The sequence below is a fragment of the Streptomyces sp. NPDC050439 genome, from assembly GCF_040655335.1.
GTDB lineage: Bacteria > Actinomycetota > Actinomycetes > Streptomycetales > Streptomycetaceae > Streptomyces.
Window position 1 is genome coordinate 907,047 of sequence record NZ_JBFAJT010000002.1, and the last position, 24,348, is coordinate 931,394.

Sequence of the window (24,348 nt, forward strand, 5' to 3'; positions counted from 1 at the left end):
AACCGAGATGATGCTGCAGCAGCTGTACGTGGTGCTACTCGCCGGCGGCACGGTCCTCCTTGCCAGCATCGCCGCGGCCCGCATGGCCAACCGTCTCGGCCTGCCCGGCCTGCTGCTCTTCCTCGCCGTCGGGGTCGTCCTCGGTGAAGACGTACTGGGCCTGCATTTCGACGACGCCCAACTCGCCCAGGCCCTTGGCACCTCCGCCCTCGCAGTTATCCTCGTCGAGGGCGGCCTGACCACCCGGTGGGCTGACGTACGCCGCCTGCTCTCCCCCGCCGGCGTACTGGCCACCCTGGGCGTAGCCGTGTCCGTTGCCGTCACGGCCGCCGGAGCCCATTACCTGATCGGCATGGACTGGCACCTGGCGCTGCTTCTGGGCGCCATCGTCTCCTCCACCGATGCCGCGGCCGTTTTCGCCGTTCTGCGCTCCCTGCCCCTCCCGCAGAAGGTCACCGGTCTGCTCGAAGCGGAATCCGGGTTCAACGATGCCCCCACCATCATCCTCGTCCTCGTCTTCAGCACCGCCGTCACCGATCTGCCCAGCCCCGCCGCGATTGCCGGGAACGTGCTCTACCAGCTGGTCGTCGGGGCCGTGCTCGGCCTGCTCATCGGCCGCATCGGGGCAGCCGCTCTGCGCCACATCGCCCTGCCCGCGACCGGCCTGTACCCGCTGGCCACCGTGGGCTTCGGCATCATCGCCTTCGCCGCGGGCGGCGCGTCCAACGCCAGCGGAATCATCGCGGCCTACCTCTCCGGCCTGGTCCTGGGCAACTCCAAGCTGCCGCACCGTGCCGCCACCCGTTCCTTCGCCGAAGGTGCCGGATGGCTCGCCCAGATCGGCCTGTTCGTCATGCTCGGGCTCCTGGTCACCCCCAGTGAGCTGCCCCCCGCGATCCTGCCCGCCATCGGCGTAGGCCTCATCCTGCTCCTTGTCGCCCGTCCGCTGTCCGTGGCCGCGTGCCTGCTCCCCTTCCGCACCCCTTGGCGCGATCAGGTGTTCATCGCCTGGGCCGGGCTGCGCGGGGCGGTGCCCATCGTGCTTGCCACCTTCCCCATCGTGGCCGGGGTGGGCGGGGCACAGCACCTATTGAACGTCGTGTTCGTCCTGGTCGTCATCTTCACCCTGGTCCAGGGGCCCACCCTGCCCACAGCCGCCCGATGGCTTCGTCTGACCAAGAAGGACGCCCTGCGTGATCTGCACGTCGAAACCGCGCCTCTCGACGTTCTCGACGCCGACCTGCTCACCACCACCGTCCCGCCCGGCTCGCTGTTGAGCGGCGTCGCGATATTTGAACTGCGTCTACCGAACCCCACCGTGATCACACTCATCATCCGCGAGGGCATCACGCTCGTCCCCCACCAGGACACCGTGCTGCGCACAGGTGACGAAATCCTCCTGATCACCACCCCAGACACCAAAGACGCCGCCGAAAGGAGACTCAGAGCCGTCGGTCGCCGCGGAAAACTCGCCCGCTGGCACGGCGAACACGGCTCCCTCGAACCGGCCGGCCAGGCAAACGCCGGTATGGGTGCCACCACGGATGGACGCCACGCATGAGCAGCAGTCACACTGGGCACGCACACGGTTTGCCACACAGATGCCTGTCCTGGTCGATCGCTGCCGCTTAGTGCAAAATCGCTCCGCCTGGGCCCACAAGGCACGACGGTAGGTGTGCGGGGCGCAGCCGTTGGGGCCGATTCCTCGCAATTACGGTGAGAGCCGCAGCATTCAATCAGACGGCACATGTCTGTCCCGTCCGATGCCCTTCGAGGTAGATTGGCAGATAAGCCCTCAGAGAGGCCTAATTCGATGCCGTGGTTCCTGTGGTTGCTCGCCGCCGCGGCACTGGGTGCCGCGGAATTCTTTACTCTGACGCTGGTTTTCGGCTTGCTGGCGGGCGCCGCTTTGGTTGCCGCTGTAGTCGCCGGTTTGGGCGTCGGCGTTCTCGGTCAGCTCTTGGCACTTGCCGCAGCCGCTGCCGCGGGCCTCGTCCTCATCCGTCCTGTCGCCCTGCGGCAGATGGCACAGACGCCCCTCACCAGCGAGGGCAGCGATGCGCTGATCGGCAAGCGGGCAGAGGTGCTGCAGGAAGTTACCGCGACGCACGGCCTGGTCAAACTTTCGGGCGAAACCTGGTCCGCTCGCGCTCTCGACGAGAGCCACGTGATCCCGGTGGGCGCGTTGGTGGATGTGATGGAAATCGAGGGTGCGATAGCTGTCGTCTACCCCCGCGAACTCCTTCCATGATCGACTGAAGACAGAGCATCGGAGATAGTGTGGATCCGGTTGTCATCCTCATTCTTGTGGCGGCGATCTTTATCGTCTTCCTCGCGGCCTCCACTGTGCGGGTCGTTCCGCAGGCGCGCCGCTACAACGTCGAGCGGTTCGGCCGCTATCGCCGGACGCTACAACCCGGTCTGAATTTTGTCCTGCCTGTGGCCGACCGCATCAACACCAAACTCGACGTGCGTGAGCAGGTGTACTCATCCGAACCCAAACCGGTGATCACCGAGGACAACCTCGTGGTGAACATCGATACGGTGCTCTATTACCAAGTCACCGATCCGCGGGCAGCGGCCTACGAAGTTGCTGATTACCTCCAGGCCATCGATCAGCTCACCGTGACCACGCTGCGCAACGTCATCGGCAGCATGGACCTGGAAGGCACGCTCACGTCGCGTGAAGAGATCAATGCCCGGCTTCGCACGGTCCTCGACGATGCCACCGGCAAGTGGGGCATCCGAGTCAACCGCGTCGAGATCAAAGCCATCGATCCACCCCACACCATCAAAGAGGCGATGGAGAAGCAGATGCGGGCCGAGCGCGACAAGCGCGCGGCCATCCTCCACGCCGAGGGTGAGCGGCAAGCCAAGATCCTTACTGCGGAAGGCACGAAGCAGAAGGACATCCTCGAAGCGCAGGGCACGCAACAAGCCATGATTTTGCGGGCCGACGGTGAGGCAAAAGCGGTAGAGCGCGTCTTCCAGGCCGTCCACCGCAACAACGCCGACCCGAAGATCCTTGCCTACAAGTACCTCGAAACGCTCCCGCACTTGGCCAACAGCGACAACAACACGTTCTGGGTGATCCCAGGGGAGCTGACCGAAGCTGTTCGCACCGTCACCAGCGCATTCAGTGACCAGTCAGCAATGGGCCTCCCTCCAACTGCGCAGTCCGCCAAGGCAACCGCCGCCGACGCTGACGACACGTCGGATACAGACCGGACTGCGCAGCTCGAGGCAGAATCACCGCCGTCACTTGACGCTGCCGCAGCCGCGGACGAGGCCGCAAAGCAAGCCGACGCCGCAGTGAGCGACGCCAAGGCCGAGGCCGCAGCGGCTGCGAATGCGCCCCAAGTACCTGACCGAGAGCGCCCATCCAGCGACTGACAAACCGGCTGCCACCGGAAACGCTGGGCGGCCAGTTGAGCTTTGAGGCTCAGCCCGACCACGCTTCGCGCACACAGGCGAACAACACCGCCGGCACGACCGACGGGCCGCGTCACTGCTGGTGAGCGCCAACTACCTCTCCTCAGTCATGGACGTCCGAGGCGGCCCCGGTCGCCGGCGATTCCTGAGATCCACGCGGTGCCGGCACCGTGGCTGCGCCCTCCGCCGGCGCGGCAACCCCTCGGTGAGCGAGCTTGGAGGCGATGGGTTCAGTCCAGCGGGCGGTCAGCGGCCCCAGGATCACCAGGACGAGCACGTAGGCGGTGGCCAGCGGACCCAGAGAAGGTTCGATGCCGGCGCTGACCGCGAGTCCGGCGATGACGATGGAGAACTCGCCCCGCGCCACCAGCGTGCCTCCCGCGCGCCAGCGGCCCTTGACCGACACCCCGGCTCGCTTAGCCGCCCAATAGCCGGTGGCGATCTTCGTAGCGGCGGTCACGACGGCCAGGACCGAGGCCGGGAGCAGGACCGAGGGGATGGTGGACGGATCGGTGTGCAGGCCGAAGAAGACAAAGAACACCGCGGCGAACAAATCCCGCAGCGGGGACAGCAGGCTGTGGGCGCCTTCGGCCGCCTCCCCGGACAGCGCGATCCCCACCAGGAACGCACCCACCGCCGCGGAGACCTGCAGCTGCTGGGCGATGCCCGCGACCAGGATGGTCAGCCCCAGCACGACCAGCAAAAGCTTCTCCGGGTCATCACTGGAGACGAAGCGGGAAATGATCCGGCCGTAGCGCACCGCGAGGAACAGCACCAGGCCTGCCACGCCCAGTGCGATGGCCAAGGTGATACTGCCCGCCGCCAGGCTGACCCCAGCAAGCAGGGCGGTGATGATCGGCAAGTAGACCGCCATGGCAAGGTCCTCAAGAACCAGGATGCTGAGGATCACCGGAGTCTCGCGGTTACCCAACCGTCCCAGGTCCCCCATCACCTTGGCGATCACGCCGGAGGAGGAAATCCAGGTGACCCCGGCCAGGACAATGGCCGCCACCGGCCCCCAACCCATCAGCAATGCCAGACCGGCTCCAGGGAGCGCGTTGAGGGTGGCGTCCATGAGCCCGGCCGGGTACTGGGTCTTGAGATTGGAGACGAGATCACTGGCCGTGTACTCGAGCCCGAGCATCAACAGCAGGAGGATGACGCCGATTTCGGCCCCGATTGCGACGAACTCCTCGCTGGCTCCCAGAGGTAGCAGCCCGCCCTCGCCGAAGGCGAGCCCGGCCAGCAGGTACAGCGGTATGGGGGAGAACTGGAATCGGCCGGCAAACCTTCCGAGCAGTCCCAAGCCGAGAATGATCGCCCCGAACTCGATCAGAAAGACGGCGGAGTGCACCAGTTCACTCCCGTCCCAGAATCGTCGCGGCAGCATCGGTGCCCTCGCGCGTGCCAATCACGATCAGGGTGTCCCCACCTGCGAGCCGGAAGTCGGGGCCAGGCGCAGGGATCGCGTTCGCGCGCCGCAGTACCGCCACGATGGACACGCCGGTCTCGGTGCGCATGCACGTGTCGCCGAGCACACGGCCGTTCCAGTACGAGACGGCAGACAGCTCGATGCGCTCAGCCACCAACCCAAGGTCAGTGGTGTGCAGAAGATTCGGGCTGTGGTGGGAGGGCATCAGCGCATCGATCAGCGCCGCGCTCTCCCCGACGGTCAGCTTCAACGACAGCACGGACTCATCCGGATCGTCCCTGCGGTAGGCGTGCAGGGTCCGTCCGCCGTCGCGGTGTGCGACGACCGAGACACGACGATGCTCGCGGGTGGTCAGGTCGTAGCGCACCCCGATACCGGGCAGCGGCGTCTGGCTCAGACGTGGAGCGGGCATGTCGAGTCCCCCTGAAGTACAGGTAGTTGAGGTATCGGCGGGGCGGGCGGTGCGCCCAGGCGACGACTGTTCGTCGACTGCGGCCCGGGCTATTTTTACTGCCACATTACCCAGCGCCAACTACGGCGTTTCTGCTGGATTTCGGGGGCAAGGAGCACAGAAGCTTGCGCAATCAGGCCGCGTACCGCGCCGGACACCGACGCAGACGTCTCCGTTCCCGGAGCCCGCACGTGTGCAACGCACTGGCCACCGGACGTGCGAATGTGGATCGAGCTCAGGTCCAGGCCGATCGTGACGCTAGGCCGGCGCTTGCGCTCGCACGACGTGCAGACGACGTAAACAACCTCAGTACGGGTGGGGAGCATGAGACGCTGAGCTCATGGCGCCCTCCGCAGGCTCCGCCCCGTCCCAGCCGCCGGCAGCCGGTGGCCCAGCGGATGTGCCAGTCCGGCAGGTGCGTTTTGCCCGATGGGCAGCGCACTACGAGCACAGCCAGCTGCAACAGATGCTGTATGAGCCAGTACACCGCAGAGTGCTCGAGCTTGCCCGCCACAGCGTCCCCGACCCCGATCTGATCCTGGACATCGGCTGCGGCACCGGACGCCTCCCCCGGTCATGCGTCCGCTGCTTCCCCAAAGCCATGGTGATTGGCATCGACCCTTGTGCCGAAATGATTGACCAGGCTGACACAAGCCCGACACCAGCCCAGTGGCTACAAGCCCGCGCCGAGGCACTGCCGTTCGGCGACCACGTATTCAGCCTGGTCCTCTCCACCCTCTCGTTGCGCCACTGGCAAGACTCGCACCAGGGGCTGGCTGAGATCAGCCGGATCACCACACACAACGGCACGGTCATGATCGCCGACGCTTTGATCAACGACGTGCTGTCCCCGCCGCTGCCAGGTGCGCCATCCAAGGTCTCCGGACGACGAGGAAACCCGTGGCGCGTCCCCCGCCGGGCAATTCGCCCGCGGGCGAGAGGGAGCGCACGAGTATCAGCAGGGGCGTCGTACGCACTGGCACAGGCCGGGCTAGGTGTAGAGCATGCCGAAGAGATCGTTCTTGCGCTGGCGACAGTGACGCTGATTGTCGCCAGCAATTCCACCGCGCGTACAACTTGAGCAGCTTCGTTTACCCATTGATGCGCGGGTCTGTGCGCTTTGACTGGCGCACGCAACTACGAAGCGCGATGGGACCCGATCACCGGCGTCCTCCTGTCCACCGTCGCCGGCCCCTACGGTCCCGTGAACGGCCTCGCCGTCCCGCGACGGCAAGTGGATCGCCACCGCAGGCTCCCTGCTCCGCGTCTGGAACGCCGACACCGGCCGGGCCGCAGCCAGCCACGTCGAGACGCCGCTGCTTTCCTGCACCTGGCTGTTCGACGGCCGCAGGCTCGTCGCCGTCGGCGAACGCGGGTCCTAGCACGAGTTCCGGCCCTGAAGCGGCACCCACCAGCCTCACCAAACCCAACCGCCGCGAATCAGTCGCCAGCCCGGCAGGCCGGACGGGGCGAGGTCACGCAGGAACAGCGAGCGGCGGGTGCTCGAGCACGCGGGGTTTGTACTCGACCAGCTGGATGCGGCCGTCGAAGGTGCGGTGCTCGGTCATCTCGAGGGCCACGTCGGGATAGCCGTCGTAGATGCGTTCTGCGCCCGTGGCCCCGGTGATCACCGGGAACATCACGACCCGGAAGCGGTCGACGAGTCCGGCTCGTAGGAGGGAGCGGCACAGGCTGAGGCTGCCGATCGTGCTGAGGAGCAACGAGGTCCCCCGCTCCCCTCTCCGCCCCGCCCTCCCGGGCCCCGGCCGCCAACGCGAGCAGACCCACCGCATCCGGCAAGCCGAAACGCACCGCGACATCACCCCCGTCGACATCCGCCTCCACCACCACCGGCCGCTCCACGTGGCCCTGCGGCCACGCTGCGGCCAGCGCCAGGGCCAGCGTGGTCACCCCTGGCGCCCCCTTGAACGAGCCGAGGGCCACGATCTGCCGCATCACGACACCTCCTTCACCGACTCGCTCAGCACCGCGATCCTCGGCTCGGGCATCTGCGCCACCCGGCGCACGGCCGCCCCCTCCACCAGCACGGTCACCGCCCCCTTGCCTGAAGCCGACTCCGGCCGCCCCACCGCACTGACCACGCCCAGCACCGGATCAGGAAGCTTCGCGTCCTCACCGGCCACCGCACGCCCGCCCGGCTCGATGCCCGGCACGACGGCCACCCGCTGCCCGGACGCCAGGCCCGCGGGGAGCATCCCCGGCTCCACACCGACCACAGCCAGTGCCCGCCCCTCGGGAGGAAAGTCCGCCCTGCCCCCCACCAGCCCGGGCGCAAGCAACTGCCCGGCCATCAAAGGCACTACAGCCCGCCGCCCGACCACCGTCTCAAGCCGTCTCACCGGAACCACCTGCTTGGCGTCATCCACCCCCAGACGCACTACGCCGACATCAGTCGGCTCGATCACCTCGCCCGCGGCGACCGGCCGCACCACGGACAGCACGGGCTGCCGCTCTCCCGCGTTGCTTACCATCCACGCGGCCCCGCCCGCGCAGGCGACCGCTCCCGCCACGCCGAGCGCGATCAGGCCGGGCCGCCAGCGCCGTCGCGCCCCCACCAGCCCCTCGACGGTCGGCGGTTCCTCAACCGGCTGCCGCGACGGTTTCAGCCACGCCCACGTACCGTTCGCGTCCGCGGACCTGGAAGAAGACATAGAGGTACCCACACTTCACCCACTCGATCAAAGAGAAACTCTGCGGCGCCGCCCCCCCGGCGCCCGATACACCAGCCCTGCCCGACGGTCAGGACACGACCAACGCCTGCGCCTCAGCCACCCTCAACGACATCTGCGCCTGCGTCTGCAGCCCCGGAATGACCCCCTGCTCGCCCCCGCCGTGCCACTCCACATCCCAGGTGACAGTCACCGAGACCGTGAACGCTTCCTTAGGCTGCCCCGCCGACGACCGCAGATAGGTGTGTCCGCAGTCCGGGGACTCCGAATGCGCCGCGTGCTTCGCCGAATACCGAGTCCCAGCGCCTTCGCAGACCACCCTCTTGCCGTCGCCCATGCGCCATGTCGCGGTACGCGGTATCGCCGTGGCCGTCACCGACACACCCGGCACCTCCGCGGTCTCCGACACCGGCTTCCACATCACCCGGTCGAGCCACATCCACGTCGGCACTCGCACCAACTGCGCATGCTTTTCATCAGGGTTGGTCCGAATCTCCGGGTCAGGCAGCACCAACTCCCGCACCGCCTGCTGTGCCACGACCGCAGGCTCCGGGCGAGCGCCGCCACCGCCGCCCTTCTTCCCCGTTGGCCTCTTGTCAGCGGGTTCAGCAAAGCTCTGCCCAGGCAGGGGAACACCGCGCGGACCGTACATCTGGCCCGGCCGACGCTTCCACTCCATCGCACCGCTTCCAGAACTCGCATCTCCGCCCGTCGCCGCCGTGCCCCCGGAAGCAGAGCCGGGAGCAGGGTTCCCACGAGACGGGGGACGCGCTTCGCTCGCCGCCCCGACACCGCACTTACCCGCGTGGCACTTCACGCCGGTGCCAAGATCCATGCTGGGGTCCGGTTCAGCGCTCGCCCGAGTTGGCGCTGCCAGCGCCCCGAGCATTGCTGACGCCACAACGAAGGCGGCCATGGACTTCGCCACGAGAGGCGGCCTCAGTCCATGCATGACCCCGCCGCCCCCCAGTAGAGCTTGGAAACCATCCACTTTCCGGATTTGAAGGCGACGGTCGCCTCCGTGCGGTAGTGCGCACCCGCGACGCCATCAGGGGACCTGGCGGGTTTGACCTGCACCCACTTGGAGCCGTCAACGCAATCCAACAGTTCGAACTCGTTCTTACTCGACTTCACCACCGTCGGGGTAGTACTGGCCGTACCCCGGTTGGTGACCCCCTTCTTACGGGCCTGCTCCATCATGTAGCGCAACAGGCTCAAAGCGTCTCCCTTGGCATGGTCATTGAGCCGAGGATGCTTGGAGTCGGACGTGCGAGAGGCGGCAGCGGCGTCCTCCCACATCGCCCCGTACGTCACGATCGCCTCGCGCTCCCCCTCGCCTGTAGGAGATGGCGCCGAAGACGGCGAAGAAGGCCTCGCCGCCTTGACCGCCCGCGAATCGCTCACGTCCGGTTGCCGAGCCGAGTCTTTCGCGCACCCACTCAAACCAACCGCCAACCCTGCTGCGGCACAAAGAACCGCAACCCCGTGCGCTCTCATCACCGTCATACGCCCCGCTCTCACCAGCCATGAAGCACACAAAGTGTCCGCGTGGTCACTTGGTGCACCCGTCATGCCCGATGATTCCGGTGAGTTAAACCGACAGCGGAAGAACGCCCTCCCCTTCACCCTTACGGTGCGTACCGCATCGGAGCGCGGCAAGTGGTTCACCTCAACTGCCGGGAAGGACATGCGACTCCGTGGTTTGAACAGCCCCACAAATGGCCACAGAGGACTGCCGTCACGTGAGCGCGGCGGGCGTCTACATCGACGACGCCCGCCGCACCCCTCACGAGCGGCACGAACTTACGTCCACCCAGATGCACTTGCCTACCGAGGTCCTGCGAACGCCCCAACTACCCCCGCTGAGGTAGTTCACAATGCCCAAGCCCCGCCCGCGCTCGGACAGCGCCTCACACAGCGCGTCCAGTCCACCGCCCCGATCGATCTCTTGGGGCTCAAACGGCACGGTCGAGATAGCCGGTGTCACTACGGGCATCTGGCAACACCCGTCATGTACCTCGCAGAGCAGCTCCCGCGCGGTGCGGCGCAAGCAGACCGCATATGGCCCACATGCATGCTCGGCGGCATTGGCCACAAGCTCGGACACTGCGAGTACAGCGTTCTCGGCTACATCTTCCGGCACTTCAAGCCTGACGAACTCAGCGCATACAGCGGCACGCGCCAGCCCCACCGGATTCTCGACACCCGGCCCCCAGGTGTACAGCTGCCGAGATTCCGGAGCCCTGCGGCCCACCCCGGGCCTCATCGCGCACCGCCACGCTGCGCGTGCCGACCGCTTCCAGCGCGGCGGTGACGACCCCGCCCCTGGCGGAAGCACACTCGCACGTCCTCCAGAGCACACGCGGCCGAGACGGACAGCGCACTCAGCAAGAGCGCGCCGGACAGTGGCAGAGACAGAAACATGGGGGCCTCCCGTGATCGCGGCATTGGGCCGCGACCACCACACCCCCCGCTCCAACAAGAGCGGAACGCCCTGATCCGAATTGATCGACGGTGCCAGAGTCCTCGCCGACCACCTCCGAAGACGCCCGGAGCGCTCTCCGACTCCGGCGCAATGGCTATGGCCCTCGATCCGGCATAGGGACCCGCGTGAGAGCCCGGCCGATCACAGGCACCGATGAACGCGACGCCCTGTACCGAGAGCACCGCTCGGCGACATCACTGGGGGATACGGGCGGCAAATACGGTGCTGCGGACGCGTTGATTGCGCTGGTCGTGGGCTTGGTCGACCGTGTCGACGCGGTACCCGTGTTCAGCCAGGATCCTTAGCCAGCCCTGGATCGAGTACATCCACCGCACAACGGGGACGCGGCCGGTAGCCGGGGTGTAGACGATCATCTGGCGGCGCCCTTCGGGGGCGCCGGGGGCGCGGGTCATGCAGGAGAAGACGAGCCGCCCACCGGGCTTGATCCGTTGGCGGAGGGCGGGCAGGAGTTGGTGGGGGTCGGCGAACCAGAGCCCACCGAACACGGAGAACACGGCATCCAACACCGGTAGGTGGGGGGTGATACGAATGGCGTCCCCGAGCCACCACTCCAGACGTTCTTGCGTGGCGTACTGGGTGCCGGCCTGGTGGATGCGTACGGGCGAGACGTCGTTACCGATCCCGCGAGCAACCCCATGCTGGGCAATGTGGGCGAGACGGCTGCCGTTGCCGCACCCCAGTTCCGCGACGGTTGCCCCGGTCAGGAGGCCCAGGAGTTCGACGCCAGGCCCGGGCGCGTCGCGAAAGTGCCAGTACAGGACTGGTTCTTGACCGGTGCGGGTGGTGGCCAGAGTGTCCCAGGCTTTGCGGTTGAACGCGGCGTCGCGCTCGGTGACATTGCTGGGCATGCGTGCGCCTCCCGAGGAGTCAGGTGAAAGTGCCGGTGGGGTCGGTGGTGACGGGCAGGTGGTTGAGCTCCTCGGCTTTGCGGGCCAGGAGGTAGGCGGGGTGGCCTCCGCGCTCGGTTTCGTGGATGAGGTCGAAGCCCTGATGGTCGCGGTAGTAGCGCACCAGCCCTTGGTGTCCGCAGCCGCGTCGCACCCAGAGTTTCCCGGTGCTGACTGCGTGTGCCAGGGCCCACCAGGCAATCAGGGTGCCGGGCTTGGTCGCCCGGTGGTCGGGATGGGTGAAGGTGGTGGCCAGAAAGAGCGCGGGCTCGGCGCGCTCGGCATCAGTCCATCCCCATGCGGGGGTCTGGTCGTAGAGGCTGGTGCAGCCGATGAGTTCTGCCTCGGGTGAGAGCAAAGCCCATACGGGGGTGCGGCCGTTCCCGGCCTGTGCGGCGATCTGCTCGGCCCGGTCCTCTTCGAGGAGGTCTGCACCACCGACCTTGCCTGTGCTCACCATCCAGGCGGCACGGGCGCGGATCAGCTCGGTGTAAGCGGCGCGGTCGTCGGTGGTGGCGGGGCGCATCACGTACATGTGTTTGAGGCTCTCAGTTGTGGGCGGCTCGGTGGGCGAGGTCGGCGGCGACGACGTCGGCGAGGCGGTCGTCTGTGGCGCGGATGTCGCCGGATTCGATGCGCGTGAGAGCTTGGGTGAGGGTGTCGGCGTCTACGAGCTTGGCGTCGATGAGCGGAGAACCTTGATCGAGTAGGCGTCGCACCTGTGTGGGCAGTGTGGTGCGGATCGCGGTGTTCATGATGTCGGTGAAGTTTTCCGGCAGGGGTGGCTCGACGACCAGTTCGGACAGGCCCAGGGCGCTCAGGCGGCGGCGGTGCAGGTTCTTGCGGGAGCGCCAGGAGCGGGGCAGCCATTCGCCGAAGCGGATCATGTCCGGATCGGCGAAGGGGTGCAGAGGCCAGATCCCGGCCTCGAGCAGCAGGGGTGCGGCCGATGCCATCGCGAGCAGGGTCATTTCGTTGACGACGGCGGGCGGGCAGGTGTCTCCGTCCACGTCCATGAGGGCCTCGCGGGCGGCAGGCCCCAGCCATTGGGTCATCGCGTGGCCCGGGCCGACGGGAGGGTGTGGTGCTTCCTCGGGGGTGAGGGCGACCATCTCGTCTCCGCCGATCCCGGTCACCACGGTACGGATGCCGGCCCCGGCCAGTTGGTAGACGAGAGCGGTGGTGGCCTCGTGGTAGGGCTCTTCGTAGGGGTAGACGTATCCGCTCTGGGCGCGTCGTCCGTCTGGGTGCAGTGGAGGCAGGGCCGGGGTGGTGATGTCGGTGCGAAAGCGCCCGGTACGGAGCATCTCGGCTCGCCGCGTGCGCTGTTGCACTCCCATCGGGCCGGGGAGCAGCATCGCCGAAGCGGTGATCCTTCCGGGGTGGCGCAGTGACAGATGGGTGCCGGTGACGGCGGAGTCGAAGCCGCCTGAGACATGCGCGCTGGTGGTGTCCGGGTCGTACAGATGCCGGTCGAGCACCGCGTCGAGCATGGTGCCGTAAGCGGTCAGTACGTCCGCGTCATCGGCGAGAGCACGGGCCTTGGAGTGCAGCGCCGGGGCAGGCCGCTCGAAGCGGATCGGTCCGTGGCCGTTGTAGTGGGCGGCTGCGCGCTCGGTCAGCCGGTACAAGCCGGAGAAGCAGGTGTGGTGGCTGTAGCGGAACCACAGGCTGAGCAGTCGTGCTGTCTCGGCGATATGGAATTCCACGCGGGGCATGCGTTTGACGAGGTCTGCGGTGGTCCACGATCCGTGCAGCACCCCGCCGATGGCTGTCAGGTACAGCGGGGCGGTGCCGCGTTCACCGGCCCTGACGCTGACCGTGCCGTCGGGGGCAAGATCGATGGCGATGAAGTTCAGGGGCCAGGCCAAGAGCTCCGCGCGGAGCTCGCGGAAGGAGGTGGTGGACAGCTCCACGACGGCACGTCGGGCATCGCCTGCACGACGGGCGTCGCGCTCGCGGACATGGACAAGGACCTGTCCGGTATCGCGGTCGGTGAGGGCGACCGCGTCCAGGGACGGATGGTCGAGGGGGGCGACCCAGGACGCGCCGCACTGAAGGCGGGTGTTGGTCCTCGCCCACCCGCCGGCCTCGCGGTCGGCCGGGGTGGGTTGGATGCGCAGTTTGAGCACGGGTCCTCCACGAGGTGAGGCGCGGGGCCCGGCCGGGCGGTGTCTGGGCCTGGCCGGGCCCCACGCACACGGGTGCTGGGGCGGGGCGGGTCAGACCTTGAGGCTGTCGTACTCGTGGTTGGTGTCCGAGGAGCCTGCTTCCTTCTTGTAGGCAAAGCGGGTTGCCAGGTCGGGGACCTCGTACTGAGCGTGATCGGTGAACAGCGGGCCCAGCTCGATGCCGCCGAGCGTCGTGGCTTGCAAGCTGGTGGATTGGTCCAGGCGTTGCTTCACAGCGGGTTCCATTCGTCGGTTGTGCTCCGGGGCGGGCGGATCTGCCCGCGGGACCCGTGCCGGGCCGCCTCGCTGGGAAGCAAGGGCGGCTGGTGAGGCCCGGCACGGGAGTTAAGAAGGCTCAGGCGCCGGCCAGTGTGTGGATGAGGAGCAGGCTGAAGGTGATCACGACCAGCGATACCAGCGCCGTGGTGATGACCGTCTCGGTCGCTCTGGAGCGCATCGGACGCCGAGAGCGGTGACCGTCCCACCGGTTCACCACGACGGCACCATCGCGTTCTTGAGCAGACGGCATGCACCGGCGAGAAGGTAGAGCCGGGCGGTGGGGTTGGTGAACGCGCCGGTCTGCTGGTCGTGATGGACGGATCTGGCGTGGCCGATGCTGTCGGCGAGGACATCGCGAGCGCGTTGCTCGGCAGGGCTACGTCCCGGCATGCGGCCCAGGTGGTATTCGGCGGGCGTGATCAGCGCGGCCAGGTAGGTCGCCAGCTCGGCGGCCACAGCGTCGGCGAGACGGCTGCTGGGGTCGGCGACGGCCAGTCCTTCGGCGCGGTGGACAGCGTTGTCGACGAGGGCCAGGTCCACGGGGTCGCTGGTCTGGTGGTGAGGGGTGGTCATGAGGGTCACCGCGGGCTCCCTGGGGTGGACAAGATGGTTCCGTCTGGTTCCTGACGTACAGCCAACTACCGGTCACGCTGCGCGGGTACCGTGAAGGAAGAGCGCGCACGTAAACGCCGTAAAAGCTGACGGAGCTGGCGGGAGAATCACGCATGGCAGGCACACCGCGTACGCCGAACACCAAGCTGGCCAACCTGCTTGACCAGGGTCAATGCCAGCGCGAGGAGCTCGCTCGCGCGGTGAACCGCATCGGCGCCCTCGCCGGGATGCCGCTGACCTACAGCGGTCAGTCGGTTTCGATGTGGCTACGCGGCCACCAACCAAAGCAACAGGTCAGGGCGATAGTGGTGGCCGCCCTGTCGGAGAAACTCAGCAGGCCCATCACGCACGAGGAAGCAGGCCTGACCCCTGCCACACCCGCCGGCGGCTCTCAACACCCCGACACTGTGGAGGAGTTGATCGACCTGGGAAGGGCGGACATGGATCCCTCTCGACGCGGCGTCCTCGCTGCCGGCGTATTCACTGCAGCGCTGGCCGTACCCGTCTTCGGCACGGCGGCAGCACACGCCAGCGAGCCGGTCTCACCAGGCAAAGCCACCACGCGTATCGGCAGCTCACAGGTCGCCTCAGTGCGGCGCACGACAGTCCGGATCGCCGACATCCTGGACGAGGACGGCGCAGGTCACGCACGGCCGATGGCAGCCGCATTCCTGGTCAACACGGTCGGGCCGTGGATGAAGGCGGAGGCGTCGGGCCCCGTCGCGGCCGACATGAAGGCCGCAGCCTCGGATCTGACGTACCTCACCGGCTGGATGGCGATGTACGAGAAGGACCACGCCGCCGCCCAGCGCTGGTACCTCAAAGCCCTCTCCCTCGCCGACGAAGCCGGGGACCACGTGACGTACTGCCGCACCCTGCGGGGCATGTCGTTGCAGATGACGAGCCTTCGCCACGGCCGCAAGGGGCTGGAGTTCGCCGACAGCGCCGCCGAGGCCGCACCACAGGCCGGCCCGCGTCTGGTGGCGTTCCTGCGTGGGCAGCAGGCCCACGCCGCGTCCATGGTCAAGGACCGCCGGCAGGCCCACGCACGGCTGAGCGAGGCCGAGGCCGCACTGGCGAAGGCCGACAACCGGCGTGACGCCGTGGGCGGATACGACCGCACCGCATGGCTCTTCCACCTCTCGCATGTGCTGTACGAGGAGCGGGACTTGCCCGGCAGCATCAAGGCGCTACAGGACTCCATCAAGGTTCAGCCCGCACAGGAACGGCAGGGCCGCGTGCACTCCTACGCCCTGCTGGCGCAACGGCAGCTCGCCCACGGGCATCTGGACGCGGCGTGCGCCTCCTGGGGCCGATTCTTGGACGAGTATGAGCTCGTCTCCTCCGCGCGCGGCGACGAGCACTTCGGGACGATGCGCCGGGAGATGCGCGCTCATGCCGCCGCGCGACCTGTGAAAGACCTGGCAGGGCGGGCGCGAAAAGTCGCCGCCCTCAAAGCCTGACGACACGGGGTTTTGACCAGGGATACACACGAGGTTGGGGACCTCGCACGGCAACCGATGCCCGGACTTCCCGGCAATGAGTCAGGGCATGATCAAGAGCCTGCTCACACAGATGACCTATCTGCTCGCGACGCGACTCTTCGCCTGGCTGGCCCTGCTGTGCAGAAACAACGCAGCGGAAAACGCCGAATACCCACCCTCTGCGCCGACGAATCACCGCTCCAGAGCCCACGTGGCCGGGCCGGGCATTGCGCTAGCCGCACTCACCCGCCTACTCCCCCGGCCTGCGTGGGCACCGGCTCGTCACCCCACGCATCCCTGGTCCGGCTCAGGTGGAAGCGGGGAAGGCAAGGGTGGCTGCGCACCCTCGACCGTTGCCAGTGCGGCGCCTGCGGCCACGGCAGATGCATGCGCCTGCCGCCCCGACTGCGACTACGGCTGAACCGGCACGATCACAGCGCTGGACACCCCGTTGCTCACTTCCGTGTGCCCCTTGGAAAAGAGGTCGGGATCAGGCTGCGGAGCGCCGGGTGCAACTGCCCAGTGGCCGCGAGGACGGACGGCTCGGCGCGGTAGTAGACCCAGGTGGCGCGCCGCTCGGAGGTGAGCAGCCCGGCCGTTTTGAGCTTCTTCAGGGTGTGGGAGACCCCCACATCCTGCCGCATGACGTCCTGGGCGATTCCTCGCCACTACGCTGACCACACTCGTCGGCTACACCCTGGCCAAGCGCAAGCGCCGCACACCTCCTGCCATTCCTTCCATTCAGGACCAGGCAACGCGGTAGAAGAGACTCGCTCTGTGGTCAAGAACCGACCAGACTCAAGCAGTCTGCACCACGTATTGCCCCCCTTCAGCGGCTTCCCCAGTGAGGGACAGACACGTCACGAATGAGCCAGCCTCGCCCCTCCAACACCGCCAGATGGGGCGTGGCATGCTCCCTCAGGGTGGCGAAGGCGAGCAGATGAGTCGGGCGAGTGGCACCCACGAAGATCAACTGCATGGCCTGCTTGACGGTCCCGGAGGCTCGCGTCAGGTCTCCCTGTCCGGCCAGAAAGGCTATCGCCTGCCTGACGTCGTGCTTCTTACCGGTACGCCCCAGGCAGTCGAGAATCAAGGTAGCGGCGTGGGTCTCGCCCTTGGCGCTCTGAATTGTTCCAGCGACGGCCTTACCCAGGTGGCCAGAAGGCAAGTTTTCCTTCCACACCGGCTCTGTATGGCCATACATGCTGGACAAGTCTGCGGGGAGAACGTCTGGCAGGCCCAAAAGGGCGTCGGTCAGACGACTGGTGAGCGTGGCCCATCTCGATGGCTCCTCCACCGGTTCGGTGAGCAGGTCCAGGAGCGCTGCCCTCGTTCGCCCACCCGCGGTGGCTGGCGATCTTTCCAACCTGCCGAGCGCTGGCAGCGGCGGCACTCCGTGCATTCGGGTGGGTCGGATCAGGGTGCGGATCCCGTTCCATAGGTCGCTTGCCGCCGCGTGGCTGAGGCCGTCCCCCCATCGGTCTCGTGCGGCGCGCACGAGCGGGACCAGCGGCCCCTGCGACCCCGCTATCTCTTCCTCAACACTGAAATCCGGGACATAGCAGGCCAGGCTCTGCGGGAACTGCTTCGCCCCACCTGGCCGCCTCCGGGCTCCCAGAACCCTCGGTGGTCTGGCCGCCAGCAGATCCTCGGGGACAATCTGAGCCGCCAAGTACTCAAAGGCTGCAACGACATTGTTGACCGATCCTTCGTCGAAGACGAGCAGGGCCACCGTCCCATCGGGACCAGCGCCGACGATCCTCTGCCTCCGATGGACGGTTAGCTCACCGGCGAGTTGGGCGATAATGCTGCCGAAGCGCTGACTCACCGGCAGTTCGGCGGCCATCGGCAGTGGGAACGACGAGTTGCCCGCGCCTTCGCTCGGGCTGCGGGAGAAGATCCCCTGGTTCACGTCCCCCACACGCTGCACGACGGTACTCACAGACCCGAAGACCTTGTCGAGCAAGAGTTGCTGCACCGCATCGGTGTCCTGCATCTCGTCCAGGAGCACGAACGGAAAGCGCCGCGCGACGGCCTGTGCTAGGTCCGGTGCACGGGCAAGATGTCGCTCGGCGATCGCATACATGTCCTGGAATCGGAACACTCCGGACCATGCAATCCGATGCTTAAGATGCACGAACTGCTGCCCGCTGTCAGATTCCGCGCCAAAGGGAAGAGGTCTGGAGGATGTGACCTTGAGCTCTGCGCCGTCGCAGACGTAGCAAGCGTCAGCGAGCAGGCGTTGACCATCGGTCCTGCGCCCCAACGTATGTCGGAGCTTCGTGTACCTCCCACTGCTCTTCAAAATGCGCTGAGCCGCAGCGGCGTACGCGTCGTCGTCCACCACCAGGACCCGACCACCCTGTCCTCGGATCGCGGGGGCGGCCAGAAACGTGTGGGTGAAGGACTGGATCGTGCCGATGAAATGCGGGTAGCGCAGAAGTGCACGTCCTGCTGGAGTTACAGCGACCCGACTATTGATCTCGTCCTTGGCAGTGTTGGTGTGAGATAGGACGCACACTCCGCGAGTAGTCGACGTCCATCCCTGGGCGAGCAGGGCCAGCTTGAGGCCGATCAGACTGGTCTTCCCCGATCCGGGCGCCGCCTGCAGATCCATGGAGTACAGGCTCTGCAGGAAATCCCACTGCTCCTGATGCGTCAGCGTCAGACCCATCCCGGCGGCGATGATCTCGGCCTTTTCTTTAGACAGGGCGTCGGCGGCCAGTGGTATCGCCACGGGTTATGCCCCTCCGCAAAGGTGGCCGAACGTATCGCGCAGGTACAGTGGGAGGTCCGCTGGGCTGAGGGATTCCGGAGGCAACAGCTGCGCGGCGTACTGCGCGGTCACGGCTTTGCTGGCCTTCTTACCTGTCCTACGCAGCGGCCGATATACCTCCATCGCAACTTCGCCCAACGTCCTCCCGGCCGTCTGCCACCGCTTCACTTCCTCAGCTGCGCGGGCCTGCACGTCGGCTAGATCATGGTCTGTGGGCCACTTTCCCATCGACGCCCAAGCCGAACGGACCGCCTGATGCATTACGATCGCGAGCGGCCACGAGGCTGCCGCGAGGTCATACTCGAATGTCCAATGGTCGGACACGAAGGTTTTCACGGGGCCAGAGTCCCCAGTCTTCAAACCCACCACGTGTTCCGCGACCTGTTGGTCAGTCAAGTCCGTAATGCAGCGCAGTTCGCCGCTCATTTCATCAGGTGTACCCGCAGGAAGTAGGTCACGGTCGCGTACGCAGGCGACGGATACTGGAATCTGTTCGCCGTCCCGCTGGAAGATGCGGCTGTAGCGGAATAGGCCAGTGTGCCCCACATTGACAATACTGACGGCGTTCTCACTGAATGACCATCCCGCAGCAGCCGCGAGAGCCGGCAGCAGGAGCGCCTCTGCGTCCCCCTCCACCAGAGCCACTGCGCGGGCGAAAAACAGGTTAGCCTTAGTCACGTCGAGGAACCTGGACAGGAATGCGTAGTCGCCCGCTTCGAGTCGGGTCACACCCGGTCTAAGACTGTACGTGCGCCCACCCGCCACAAGGATTATCCATTCGGCCGGGACGACCGATGCGAGGTGCGGGCTGTGAGTGGTAAGCAGAACCTGAACCTGCGCATCAGAGCCACTCCCCGCCCGCTCGATCAGAAGATCCATAACTCTCGTCTGGAGCTGAGGGTGCAGGTGCGCTTCCGGCTCCTCGATGAGGAGCAGAGGAGCGACGTCGCTGTTGCCGAGTAGTAAGAGTTCGGCAGCCATAAAGAGGGCATTGTTGTAGCCAAGACCACGCCGGATCCATTCCGGCGTACCGGCCGACAGTCTGAGTTCGAGGCGCTCCAGCGCCCTGGAGAGGGTCGCGTCACCAGCAATGCCGATCTCTCCGCGGAGCGTTTCTGCCCCAATGGAAAACTTCTCCAAATAGCCGCTGTTAATGTCCTTGAGTGCCGCTTCGACAGTGGCGTTAGAACGAATGTGGTGTTCGGCTCTGCGCATGATTCCGACGAGAGTCTTGGCCGTGTCTTCGCCGGTGTCGAAATCGTCCTTCCCCTCGGCCTGCATGGTGGGGTAGTGGGCGAGGATCTGCGAGAGTCTGGAACCTCGCCCTGCCCGCAACTCTCCTTCGGCGTCCCGCAACGGACGGAGGTACGTTGCCTTGAGATGCTCCCGCGCCTCGCCGTCCACAGCCGGGCCGTCTCCGTCAGGACCCGTCCTCGTCGACACGGACACCCGGTGCGGCGGTAGGGGCTCCATCAGTTGAGCCTTGAAACTGATGTACAGGGACGTCGTACCGTGCTGGTCCGTGGTCAACAGCTCCAGGAACATGCCCTGTTCTTCTGTGGACAGGTCCTTGAAACAACACGTGATCGTGAACGTTTCCGCGCGGCCCTCGGGACCAACATGGAAATCGTCCTTTGTGACCCGGTAGAAGTCCGCCGTCGTCGTCAGCAGGCACAACCGGATGGCATCGACGATGGCCGTTTTCCCTGCGTCGTTCTCCCCGACCAGCACGGAGACACCCCGACCCAGCTCCAGCTGGAGGGACCCCCCAGCCTCCTCCACTGAATGCCGGGCGCCGAAGACTCGGAAGTTTTCGGCGCTCAGTGTGGCCAGATACATCAGACCCCCGCTACCAGGCCTGCGCCACATAGGGCGCAGGCAGACCGCCACGCTCAGAATACCCACCTGCACGCGGCTAATTGGGAAATCGTACGGCCCTGCCGATGATCGTTCGGCGACTTTCAGACAGCTCACAGGCGAGCGACGTTTGAGAGGCCTACTCGCCAGATCATGCCCGCCTCGTACAGCTCGCGCTGGCGGCTCATGCTCTCCGCGTACGGCACCCGGGGCCAGCCGGTGCACCTGCCCACAGCCCGAACCGAACACCAAAAAGCCTGTGGATGCCCAAAACGCGGCTGCCCCTACCGACCTGGCCTGCTGGTCAAGGCCAGGCAGGGCGGGATCCTGAGACATGGCTCTGCGACTGTTATACCTGACCTTCCTGTAAGTCCTGGGATGGATCGCATTGGTGGCGCGATCGGAGGCTGCCAAGAACGCGGAAATTCTCGCACTCCGACACCAACTCGCCACCCTTCGCCGTCAAGTCGCCCGGCCACAGCCCTCATGGGCGGGCCGGTTAGTAATTGCGGCACTGTCCCGGCTGCTGCCCAAGTCCCAGCGAGCAGGGCACCTAAGTTCGTCACCCCAGGCACCCTGCTCGCTGGCACTCCGACCTGGTCAAGCGCCGCTGAACCTACGAACGCCGACGTTCCAGCCGCCCGCCTGCCCGCCCCGCTGTACGGGAACTAGTGCTGCAAACAGCTAGGGAGAACCCACCATGGGGATACCGCAGAATCGCCCGTGAACTCGCCGGTCTGGGCCGCCAAGTCATTATCTCGACGGTTTGGGCGATTCTGAAGCGGGCCGGGGTCGACCTGGCGCCAAAACGCACGGGCCCGACCTGGGCCCAGTTTCTGCGCAATCAAGCTTCCGGGATCCTAGCGGTGGACTTCTTCCACGCGGACACCGTACTGCTGGGGCGCCTGTACTGCATTGTCGTCATGGAGATATCCATCCGTCGGGTGCGCCTCTGGGGCGTCACCGCCCACCCGACCGGTATCTGGACAGTCCAGCGGGCGCGTGACCTCCTCGTGGCACTGGACAACCGCATCGACCGAGCGCAGTTCCTGGTCCGGGACAGAGACGCCAGGTTCACGACCGCCTTCGACGCCGTCTTCGCATCCAAGGCCATCCAGATACTGCGCCCTCCCGTTCGGGCCCCGCGGGCCAATGCGTACATCGAGCGCTGGATCGGCAGATGCCGCGGAGAAGCCTTCGACCGCACGCTGATCGTCAACGAACGACACCTGCGAAGTGTTATGGCCGTAAACGAGACACACTTCAACGCCCACCGCCCACACCGCGCCCTCCACCAAGCAGCACCCTGCGACCACTCCCCCACCCCATAGCACCAGACGCCGAAGTCATCCGCCGTGATCTACTCGGCGGCGTCATGCACGGATACACGCAGGTCGCATGGGGCAGCCATGTTAGGGGCACCCACACGGTCGATAAGCCGGACCGATACAGGCGTGGCGTCCGGGACAAAGGAAGCATGATCGCCAGCGACGAATCATCACCTGCCGGGCGCTCTTCGAGCACGAGGCCCATGCCCGCACATGCGCAGCATTCACACCCGTGCGCCCCAACACGTTCTACCCCGCAGGGTGTTCTTTCTCCATCGACGGTGTCAGCATCTCATGTCTAGGACCCCTCTGTATCAGTGAGGTGTTGCATGGCATCGGGGCAGAACAACGACCAGCGACTGCTCGATCGAATCCTGGAAGACCAACACCGAAAGCTTGCACCCGAAAAGAGCAGAGACGACTTCTTCACGTTCTTCGCGGCCGATAAAGCCCTGCAGGACTGGGATCTCGACAACGACGAGATCACTGACGGGGTCGTAGACGGGGCACACGACTGCGGTATCGATGGCATCTGGACCTTCGTCGACGAGCGGTACATCACCGCCGACGCGCACCAGTACCTGCCCTCACGCGCAAGCAAGATCGAGCTGGTGATCCTCCAGGCGAAGAACACCTCCGGCTACCAAGAGACCGTGATCGAGAAGCTCCATTTTCACCTGCCCACCTTGCTCGACATGGGGCGAGAAGAATACGACCTGGTCGAGCACACCAACGCCAAGCTGATGGACCGCACACGCAGGTTCCTTCATGTGCTTGAGGAGTTGGCCTCCTCGTTCCCGCAGGTCCGCATCAAAGTCATTTACGCCAGCAAGGCGGCGGAGACCCCACACCCGAACGTCAAGTCCAAGGGCGACCGGCTCCGCAGGGAACTCGCGAAGATCACCTCGGACACCACCGCCGAGATCGAATATCTCAACGCACCGGATCTGCGTGAGCGCACCGCGCGTGGCGCCAAAGCCGTCGCCCAACTCGTATTCACCGAAACACCTATGAGCACCTCGCTCGGCGAAGGCTACGTTTGCCTGGCACGTCTGGACGAGTACTACCGGTTCATCACCTCGGACAACGAAGCCCTCCGGCTTGAGTTGTTCGAGTCCAACGTACGCGACTACGCCGGATCGACCGTGGTCAACAATGCCATCGGTGAGACCCTCAAGTCCGGTACCGGCGAGGACTTCTGGTGGTTCAACAACGGCGTCACCGTCGTGGCCGACGCCGCACAGATTGCGGGCAAGAAGATCGTGATCAAAGAGCCTCAGATCGTCAACGGTTTGCAGACGAGCCATGAGATCTACGGCTACGTCCAGAGCGGCGGGCAGCACCGCAACCGCTCCCTTCTGGTAAAGATCGTCGTGGCTCCGGAATCCGGAACCGCCCGCGACCGCATCATCCGGGCCACCAACAGCCAGACCCAACTACCCGCCGGGGCTCTGCGCGCCACCGAATCCATCCAGAAGGACATCGAGGAAATTCTCCATCAGGCCGGCGGCTACTACTACGAACGTCGCGCCAGCTACTACCGCAACCTGGGCTTCCCACTCGCCCGCGTCGTCAGCATGGCCCGCCTGGCACGGGAGTTCACCGCCTTCGCCCTCCGCGAGCCCCACATGGCGCTCCGGCACTCGGACGCCTTGCTCCTTGACGACCAGCACTACACGCAGATCTTCTCGACCCGCCACGACCTCGACATCTACCGGCTCTGCCTCGACGTACACACCCGCCTCCGCGCCTTCCTCACGCAATACGCTGAAGACCGACCGCTCCTGGGGGAAACCTTGGAAAACTGGCTCTACCCCCTGGCCTCCGTGTCGGCCTACACGCTCACCCGACTACGCCAACCCTCCACACGAGACCTACTGAATATCGACCCGGACCACCTCAACGAAGCGCTCATGTCCCGCATGACCAGCACCCTGGAACAAAACTTCAAGAGCGCCCTGCGCCACAGCAAAGCGGGCGGCGTCGACCGCATCGCCCGCACACCCGAATTCACCACCAAAATACGACAGGCCGTCATCACGCAGAGCCGCTATCGCATCGACAGATGATCTCTCGATAGTCACACCGAACCCCACGGGGTGCTGGCGCGCTGGACCGAAACCGACTGCTAGGCGCCCATTACCCTGCCACCCTCAGCACGGTGCACAACCCAACTCACAGGCGCCGATTGGCGCGCAAGCGGTCAGTGCGGTAGACAGCAGCGTCGGGGCTTCGCAGACGGGGAGCTGATCCGGGGTAGAGAGAGACCGCTCCGTTCCGGCCGACCAAGCGCGGCCCGTGCTCAGCAGCCGCGGCGGTTCGTGCCCAGATTTACCGAGCACGGGGGCATCGTCGTGTCGGCGCCGGGCGAAACCGCGCGGCCTGCACGTGCGGCACGTGTGGGAAGTCCTTCCCCTGGCGTTCATTACCGCACTGGCAGTCC

General features: G+C 66.1%; 21 protein-coding genes and 1 pseudogene. 7 read left to right on the forward strand and 15 right to left on the reverse strand.

All coding sequences use genetic code 11. The features are described from left to right. Window positions 1-7: 7 nt before the first annotated feature. The 3 genes from AB0I66_RS11235 to AB0I66_RS11245 all read left to right on the forward strand — a co-directional run bounded on the left by AB0I66_RS11235 (window position 8) and on the right by AB0I66_RS11245 (window position 3,393). Window positions 8-1,561 carry a potassium/proton antiporter gene (locus AB0I66_RS11235; RefSeq protein ID WP_363207494.1) on the forward strand — a complete coding sequence of 518 codons (1,554 nt, stop codon included), beginning with the start codon at window positions 8-10 and terminating at the stop codon, window positions 1,559-1,561. Window positions 1,562-1,813: 252 nt separating this feature from the next. Then, the gene (locus AB0I66_RS11240; protein WP_363207495.1) at window positions 1,814-2,251 is read left to right on the forward strand and encodes an NfeD family protein; all 438 of its coding nucleotides are present in this window, start codon (window positions 1,814-1,816) and stop codon (window positions 2,249-2,251) included. A 29-nt stretch (window positions 2,252-2,280) separates the two neighbouring features. After that, window positions 2,281-3,393, forward strand: a complete 1,113-nt coding sequence (locus AB0I66_RS11245) for an SPFH domain-containing protein (RefSeq protein ID WP_363207496.1) — start codon at window positions 2,281-2,283, stop codon at window positions 3,391-3,393. 142 nt (window positions 3,394-3,535) lie between these two features. Here AB0I66_RS11245 and AB0I66_RS11250 read toward each other — a convergent pair whose 3' ends face one another. Together AB0I66_RS11250 and AB0I66_RS11255 are read right to left on the reverse strand one after the other, a co-directional pair. Then, entirely contained in the window at window positions 3,536-4,789 is a 1,254-nt protein-coding gene (locus tag AB0I66_RS11250) for a cation:proton antiporter (protein WP_363207878.1), read from the reverse strand. 1 nt (window position 4,790) lies between these two features. Continuing rightward, window positions 4,791-5,276, reverse strand: a complete 486-nt coding sequence (locus AB0I66_RS11255; RefSeq protein ID WP_363207497.1) for a TrkA C-terminal domain-containing protein — start codon at window positions 5,274-5,276, stop codon at window positions 4,791-4,793. Between the two features lie 532 nt (window positions 5,277-5,808). Between AB0I66_RS11255 and AB0I66_RS11260 the strand changes: the two genes are divergently transcribed. Continuing rightward, a complete protein-coding gene (locus tag AB0I66_RS11260; RefSeq protein WP_363207498.1) occupies window positions 5,809-6,396 on the forward strand; it encodes a class I SAM-dependent methyltransferase in 588 nt (195 codons plus the stop codon). 394 nt (window positions 6,397-6,790) lie between these two features. Here the strand turns inward: AB0I66_RS11260 and AB0I66_RS11265 are convergent. The 10 genes and pseudogenes from AB0I66_RS11265 to AB0I66_RS11310 form a co-directional block, all read right to left on the reverse strand. Beyond that, window positions 6,791-7,033, reverse strand: a pseudogene (locus AB0I66_RS11265) (dihydrofolate reductase family protein); the annotation flags it as partial. A gap of 237 nt (window positions 7,034-7,270) precedes the next feature. Continuing rightward, a complete protein-coding gene (locus AB0I66_RS11270; RefSeq protein WP_363207499.1) occupies window positions 7,271-7,987 on the reverse strand; it encodes an SAF domain-containing protein in 717 nt (238 codons plus the stop codon). 88 nt (window positions 7,988-8,075) lie between these two features. After that, window positions 8,076-8,543: a hypothetical protein gene (locus AB0I66_RS11275; protein WP_363207500.1), complete on the reverse strand. Its 468-nt coding sequence runs from the start codon at window positions 8,541-8,543 to the stop codon at window positions 8,076-8,078. Window positions 8,544-8,944: 401 nt separating this feature from the next. Further along, window positions 8,945-9,319, reverse strand: a complete 375-nt coding sequence (locus AB0I66_RS11280; RefSeq protein ID WP_363207501.1) for a hypothetical protein — start codon at window positions 9,317-9,319, stop codon at window positions 8,945-8,947. 472 nt (window positions 9,320-9,791) lie between these two features. Next, a complete protein-coding gene (locus AB0I66_RS11285; protein WP_363207502.1) occupies window positions 9,792-10,271 on the reverse strand; it encodes an ATP-binding protein in 480 nt (159 codons plus the stop codon). 413 nt (window positions 10,272-10,684) lie between these two features. Beyond that, complete coding sequence (locus AB0I66_RS11290) at window positions 10,685-11,359, reverse strand: class I SAM-dependent methyltransferase (protein ID WP_363207503.1); 675 nt, start codon at window positions 11,357-11,359, stop codon at window positions 10,685-10,687. A gap of 19 nt (window positions 11,360-11,378) precedes the next feature. Continuing rightward, window positions 11,379-11,933, reverse strand: coding sequence for a GNAT family N-acetyltransferase (locus AB0I66_RS11295; RefSeq protein WP_363207504.1), 555 nt, complete (start codon window positions 11,931-11,933; stop codon window positions 11,379-11,381). Window positions 11,934-11,946: 13 nt separating this feature from the next. Next, a complete protein-coding gene (locus AB0I66_RS11300; protein ID WP_363207505.1) occupies window positions 11,947-13,530 on the reverse strand; it encodes an asparagine synthase in 1,584 nt (527 codons plus the stop codon). 90 nt (window positions 13,531-13,620) lie between these two features. Further along, entirely contained in the window at window positions 13,621-13,815 is a 195-nt protein-coding gene (locus AB0I66_RS11305) for a hypothetical protein (protein WP_363207506.1), read from the reverse strand. Window positions 13,816-14,058: 243 nt separating this feature from the next. After that, complete coding sequence (locus tag AB0I66_RS11310; protein ID WP_363207507.1) at window positions 14,059-14,430, reverse strand: hypothetical protein; 372 nt, start codon at window positions 14,428-14,430, stop codon at window positions 14,059-14,061. A gap of 143 nt (window positions 14,431-14,573) precedes the next feature. Between AB0I66_RS11310 and AB0I66_RS11315 the strand changes: the two genes are divergently transcribed. Next, on the forward strand, window positions 14,574-15,923 hold the full coding sequence (locus AB0I66_RS11315) for a hypothetical protein (protein WP_363207508.1): 1,350 nt from the start codon (window positions 14,574-14,576) through the stop codon (window positions 15,921-15,923). A 476-nt stretch (window positions 15,924-16,399) separates the two neighbouring features. On the opposite strand, the gene AB0I66_RS11320 is transcribed toward AB0I66_RS11315, so the two are convergent. The 3 genes from AB0I66_RS11320 to AB0I66_RS11330 all read right to left on the reverse strand — a co-directional run bounded on the left by AB0I66_RS11320 (window position 16,400) and on the right by AB0I66_RS11330 (window position 20,559). After that, a complete protein-coding gene (locus tag AB0I66_RS11320) occupies window positions 16,400-16,588 on the reverse strand; it encodes a hypothetical protein (protein ID WP_363207898.1) in 189 nt (62 codons plus the stop codon). Between the two features lie 185 nt (window positions 16,589-16,773). Further along, complete coding sequence (locus AB0I66_RS11325) at window positions 16,774-18,681, reverse strand: UvrD-helicase domain-containing protein (RefSeq protein WP_363207509.1); 1,908 nt, start codon at window positions 18,679-18,681, stop codon at window positions 16,774-16,776. A 3-nt stretch (window positions 18,682-18,684) separates the two neighbouring features. Next, window positions 18,685-20,559, reverse strand: coding sequence for an AAA family ATPase (locus AB0I66_RS11330; RefSeq protein WP_363207510.1), 1,875 nt, complete (start codon window positions 20,557-20,559; stop codon window positions 18,685-18,687). Window positions 20,560-21,443: 884 nt separating this feature from the next. Here AB0I66_RS11330 and AB0I66_RS11335 point away from each other — a divergent pair. Next, on the forward strand, window positions 21,444-21,908 hold the full coding sequence (locus AB0I66_RS11335; protein WP_363207511.1) for an integrase core domain-containing protein: 465 nt from the start codon (window positions 21,444-21,446) through the stop codon (window positions 21,906-21,908). Between the two features lie 326 nt (window positions 21,909-22,234). Next, entirely contained in the window at window positions 22,235-23,974 is a 1,740-nt protein-coding gene (locus tag AB0I66_RS11340; protein ID WP_363207512.1) for an AIPR family protein, read from the forward strand. Window positions 23,975-24,348: the final 374 nt, after the last annotated feature.

Bases quoted from the DNA above. Each gene is read 5' to 3' on its own strand.
- AB0I66_RS11235 (WP_363207494.1), top strand. From the start codon at position 8: ATGATGCTGCAGCAGCTGTACGTGGTGCTACTCGCCGGCGGCACGGTC.
- AB0I66_RS11240 (WP_363207495.1), top strand. From the start codon at position 1,814: ATGCCGTGGTTCCTGTGGTTGCTCGCCGCCGCGGCACTGGGTGCCGCG.
- AB0I66_RS11255 (WP_363207497.1), bottom strand. From the start codon at position 5,276: ATGCCCGCTCCACGTCTGAGCCAGACGCCGCTGCCCGGTATCGGGGTG.
- AB0I66_RS11270 (WP_363207499.1), bottom strand. From the start codon at position 7,987: ATGTCTTCTTCCAGGTCCGCGGACGCGAACGGTACGTGGGCGTGGCTG.
- AB0I66_RS11285 (WP_363207502.1), bottom strand. From the start codon at position 10,271: ATGAGGCCCGGGGTGGGCCGCAGGGCTCCGGAATCTCGGCAGCTGTAC.
- AB0I66_RS11290 (WP_363207503.1), bottom strand. From the start codon at position 11,359: ATGCCCAGCAATGTCACCGAGCGCGACGCCGCGTTCAACCGCAAAGCC.
- AB0I66_RS11295 (WP_363207504.1), bottom strand. From the start codon at position 11,933: ATGTACGTGATGCGCCCCGCCACCACCGACGACCGCGCCGCTTACACC.
- AB0I66_RS11305 (WP_363207506.1), bottom strand. From the start codon at position 13,815: ATGGAACCCGCTGTGAAGCAACGCCTGGACCAATCCACCAGCTTGCAA.
- AB0I66_RS11315 (WP_363207508.1), top strand. From the start codon at position 14,574: ATGGCAGGCACACCGCGTACGCCGAACACCAAGCTGGCCAACCTGCTT.
- AB0I66_RS11320 (WP_363207898.1), bottom strand. From the start codon at position 16,588: ATGCGGCAGGATGTGGGGGTCTCCCACACCCTGAAGAAGCTCAAAACG.
- AB0I66_RS11330 (WP_363207510.1), bottom strand. From the start codon at position 20,559: ATGTATCTGGCCACACTGAGCGCCGAAAACTTCCGAGTCTTCGGCGCC.
- AB0I66_RS11340 (WP_363207512.1), top strand. From the start codon at position 22,235: ATGGCATCGGGGCAGAACAACGACCAGCGACTGCTCGATCGAATCCTG.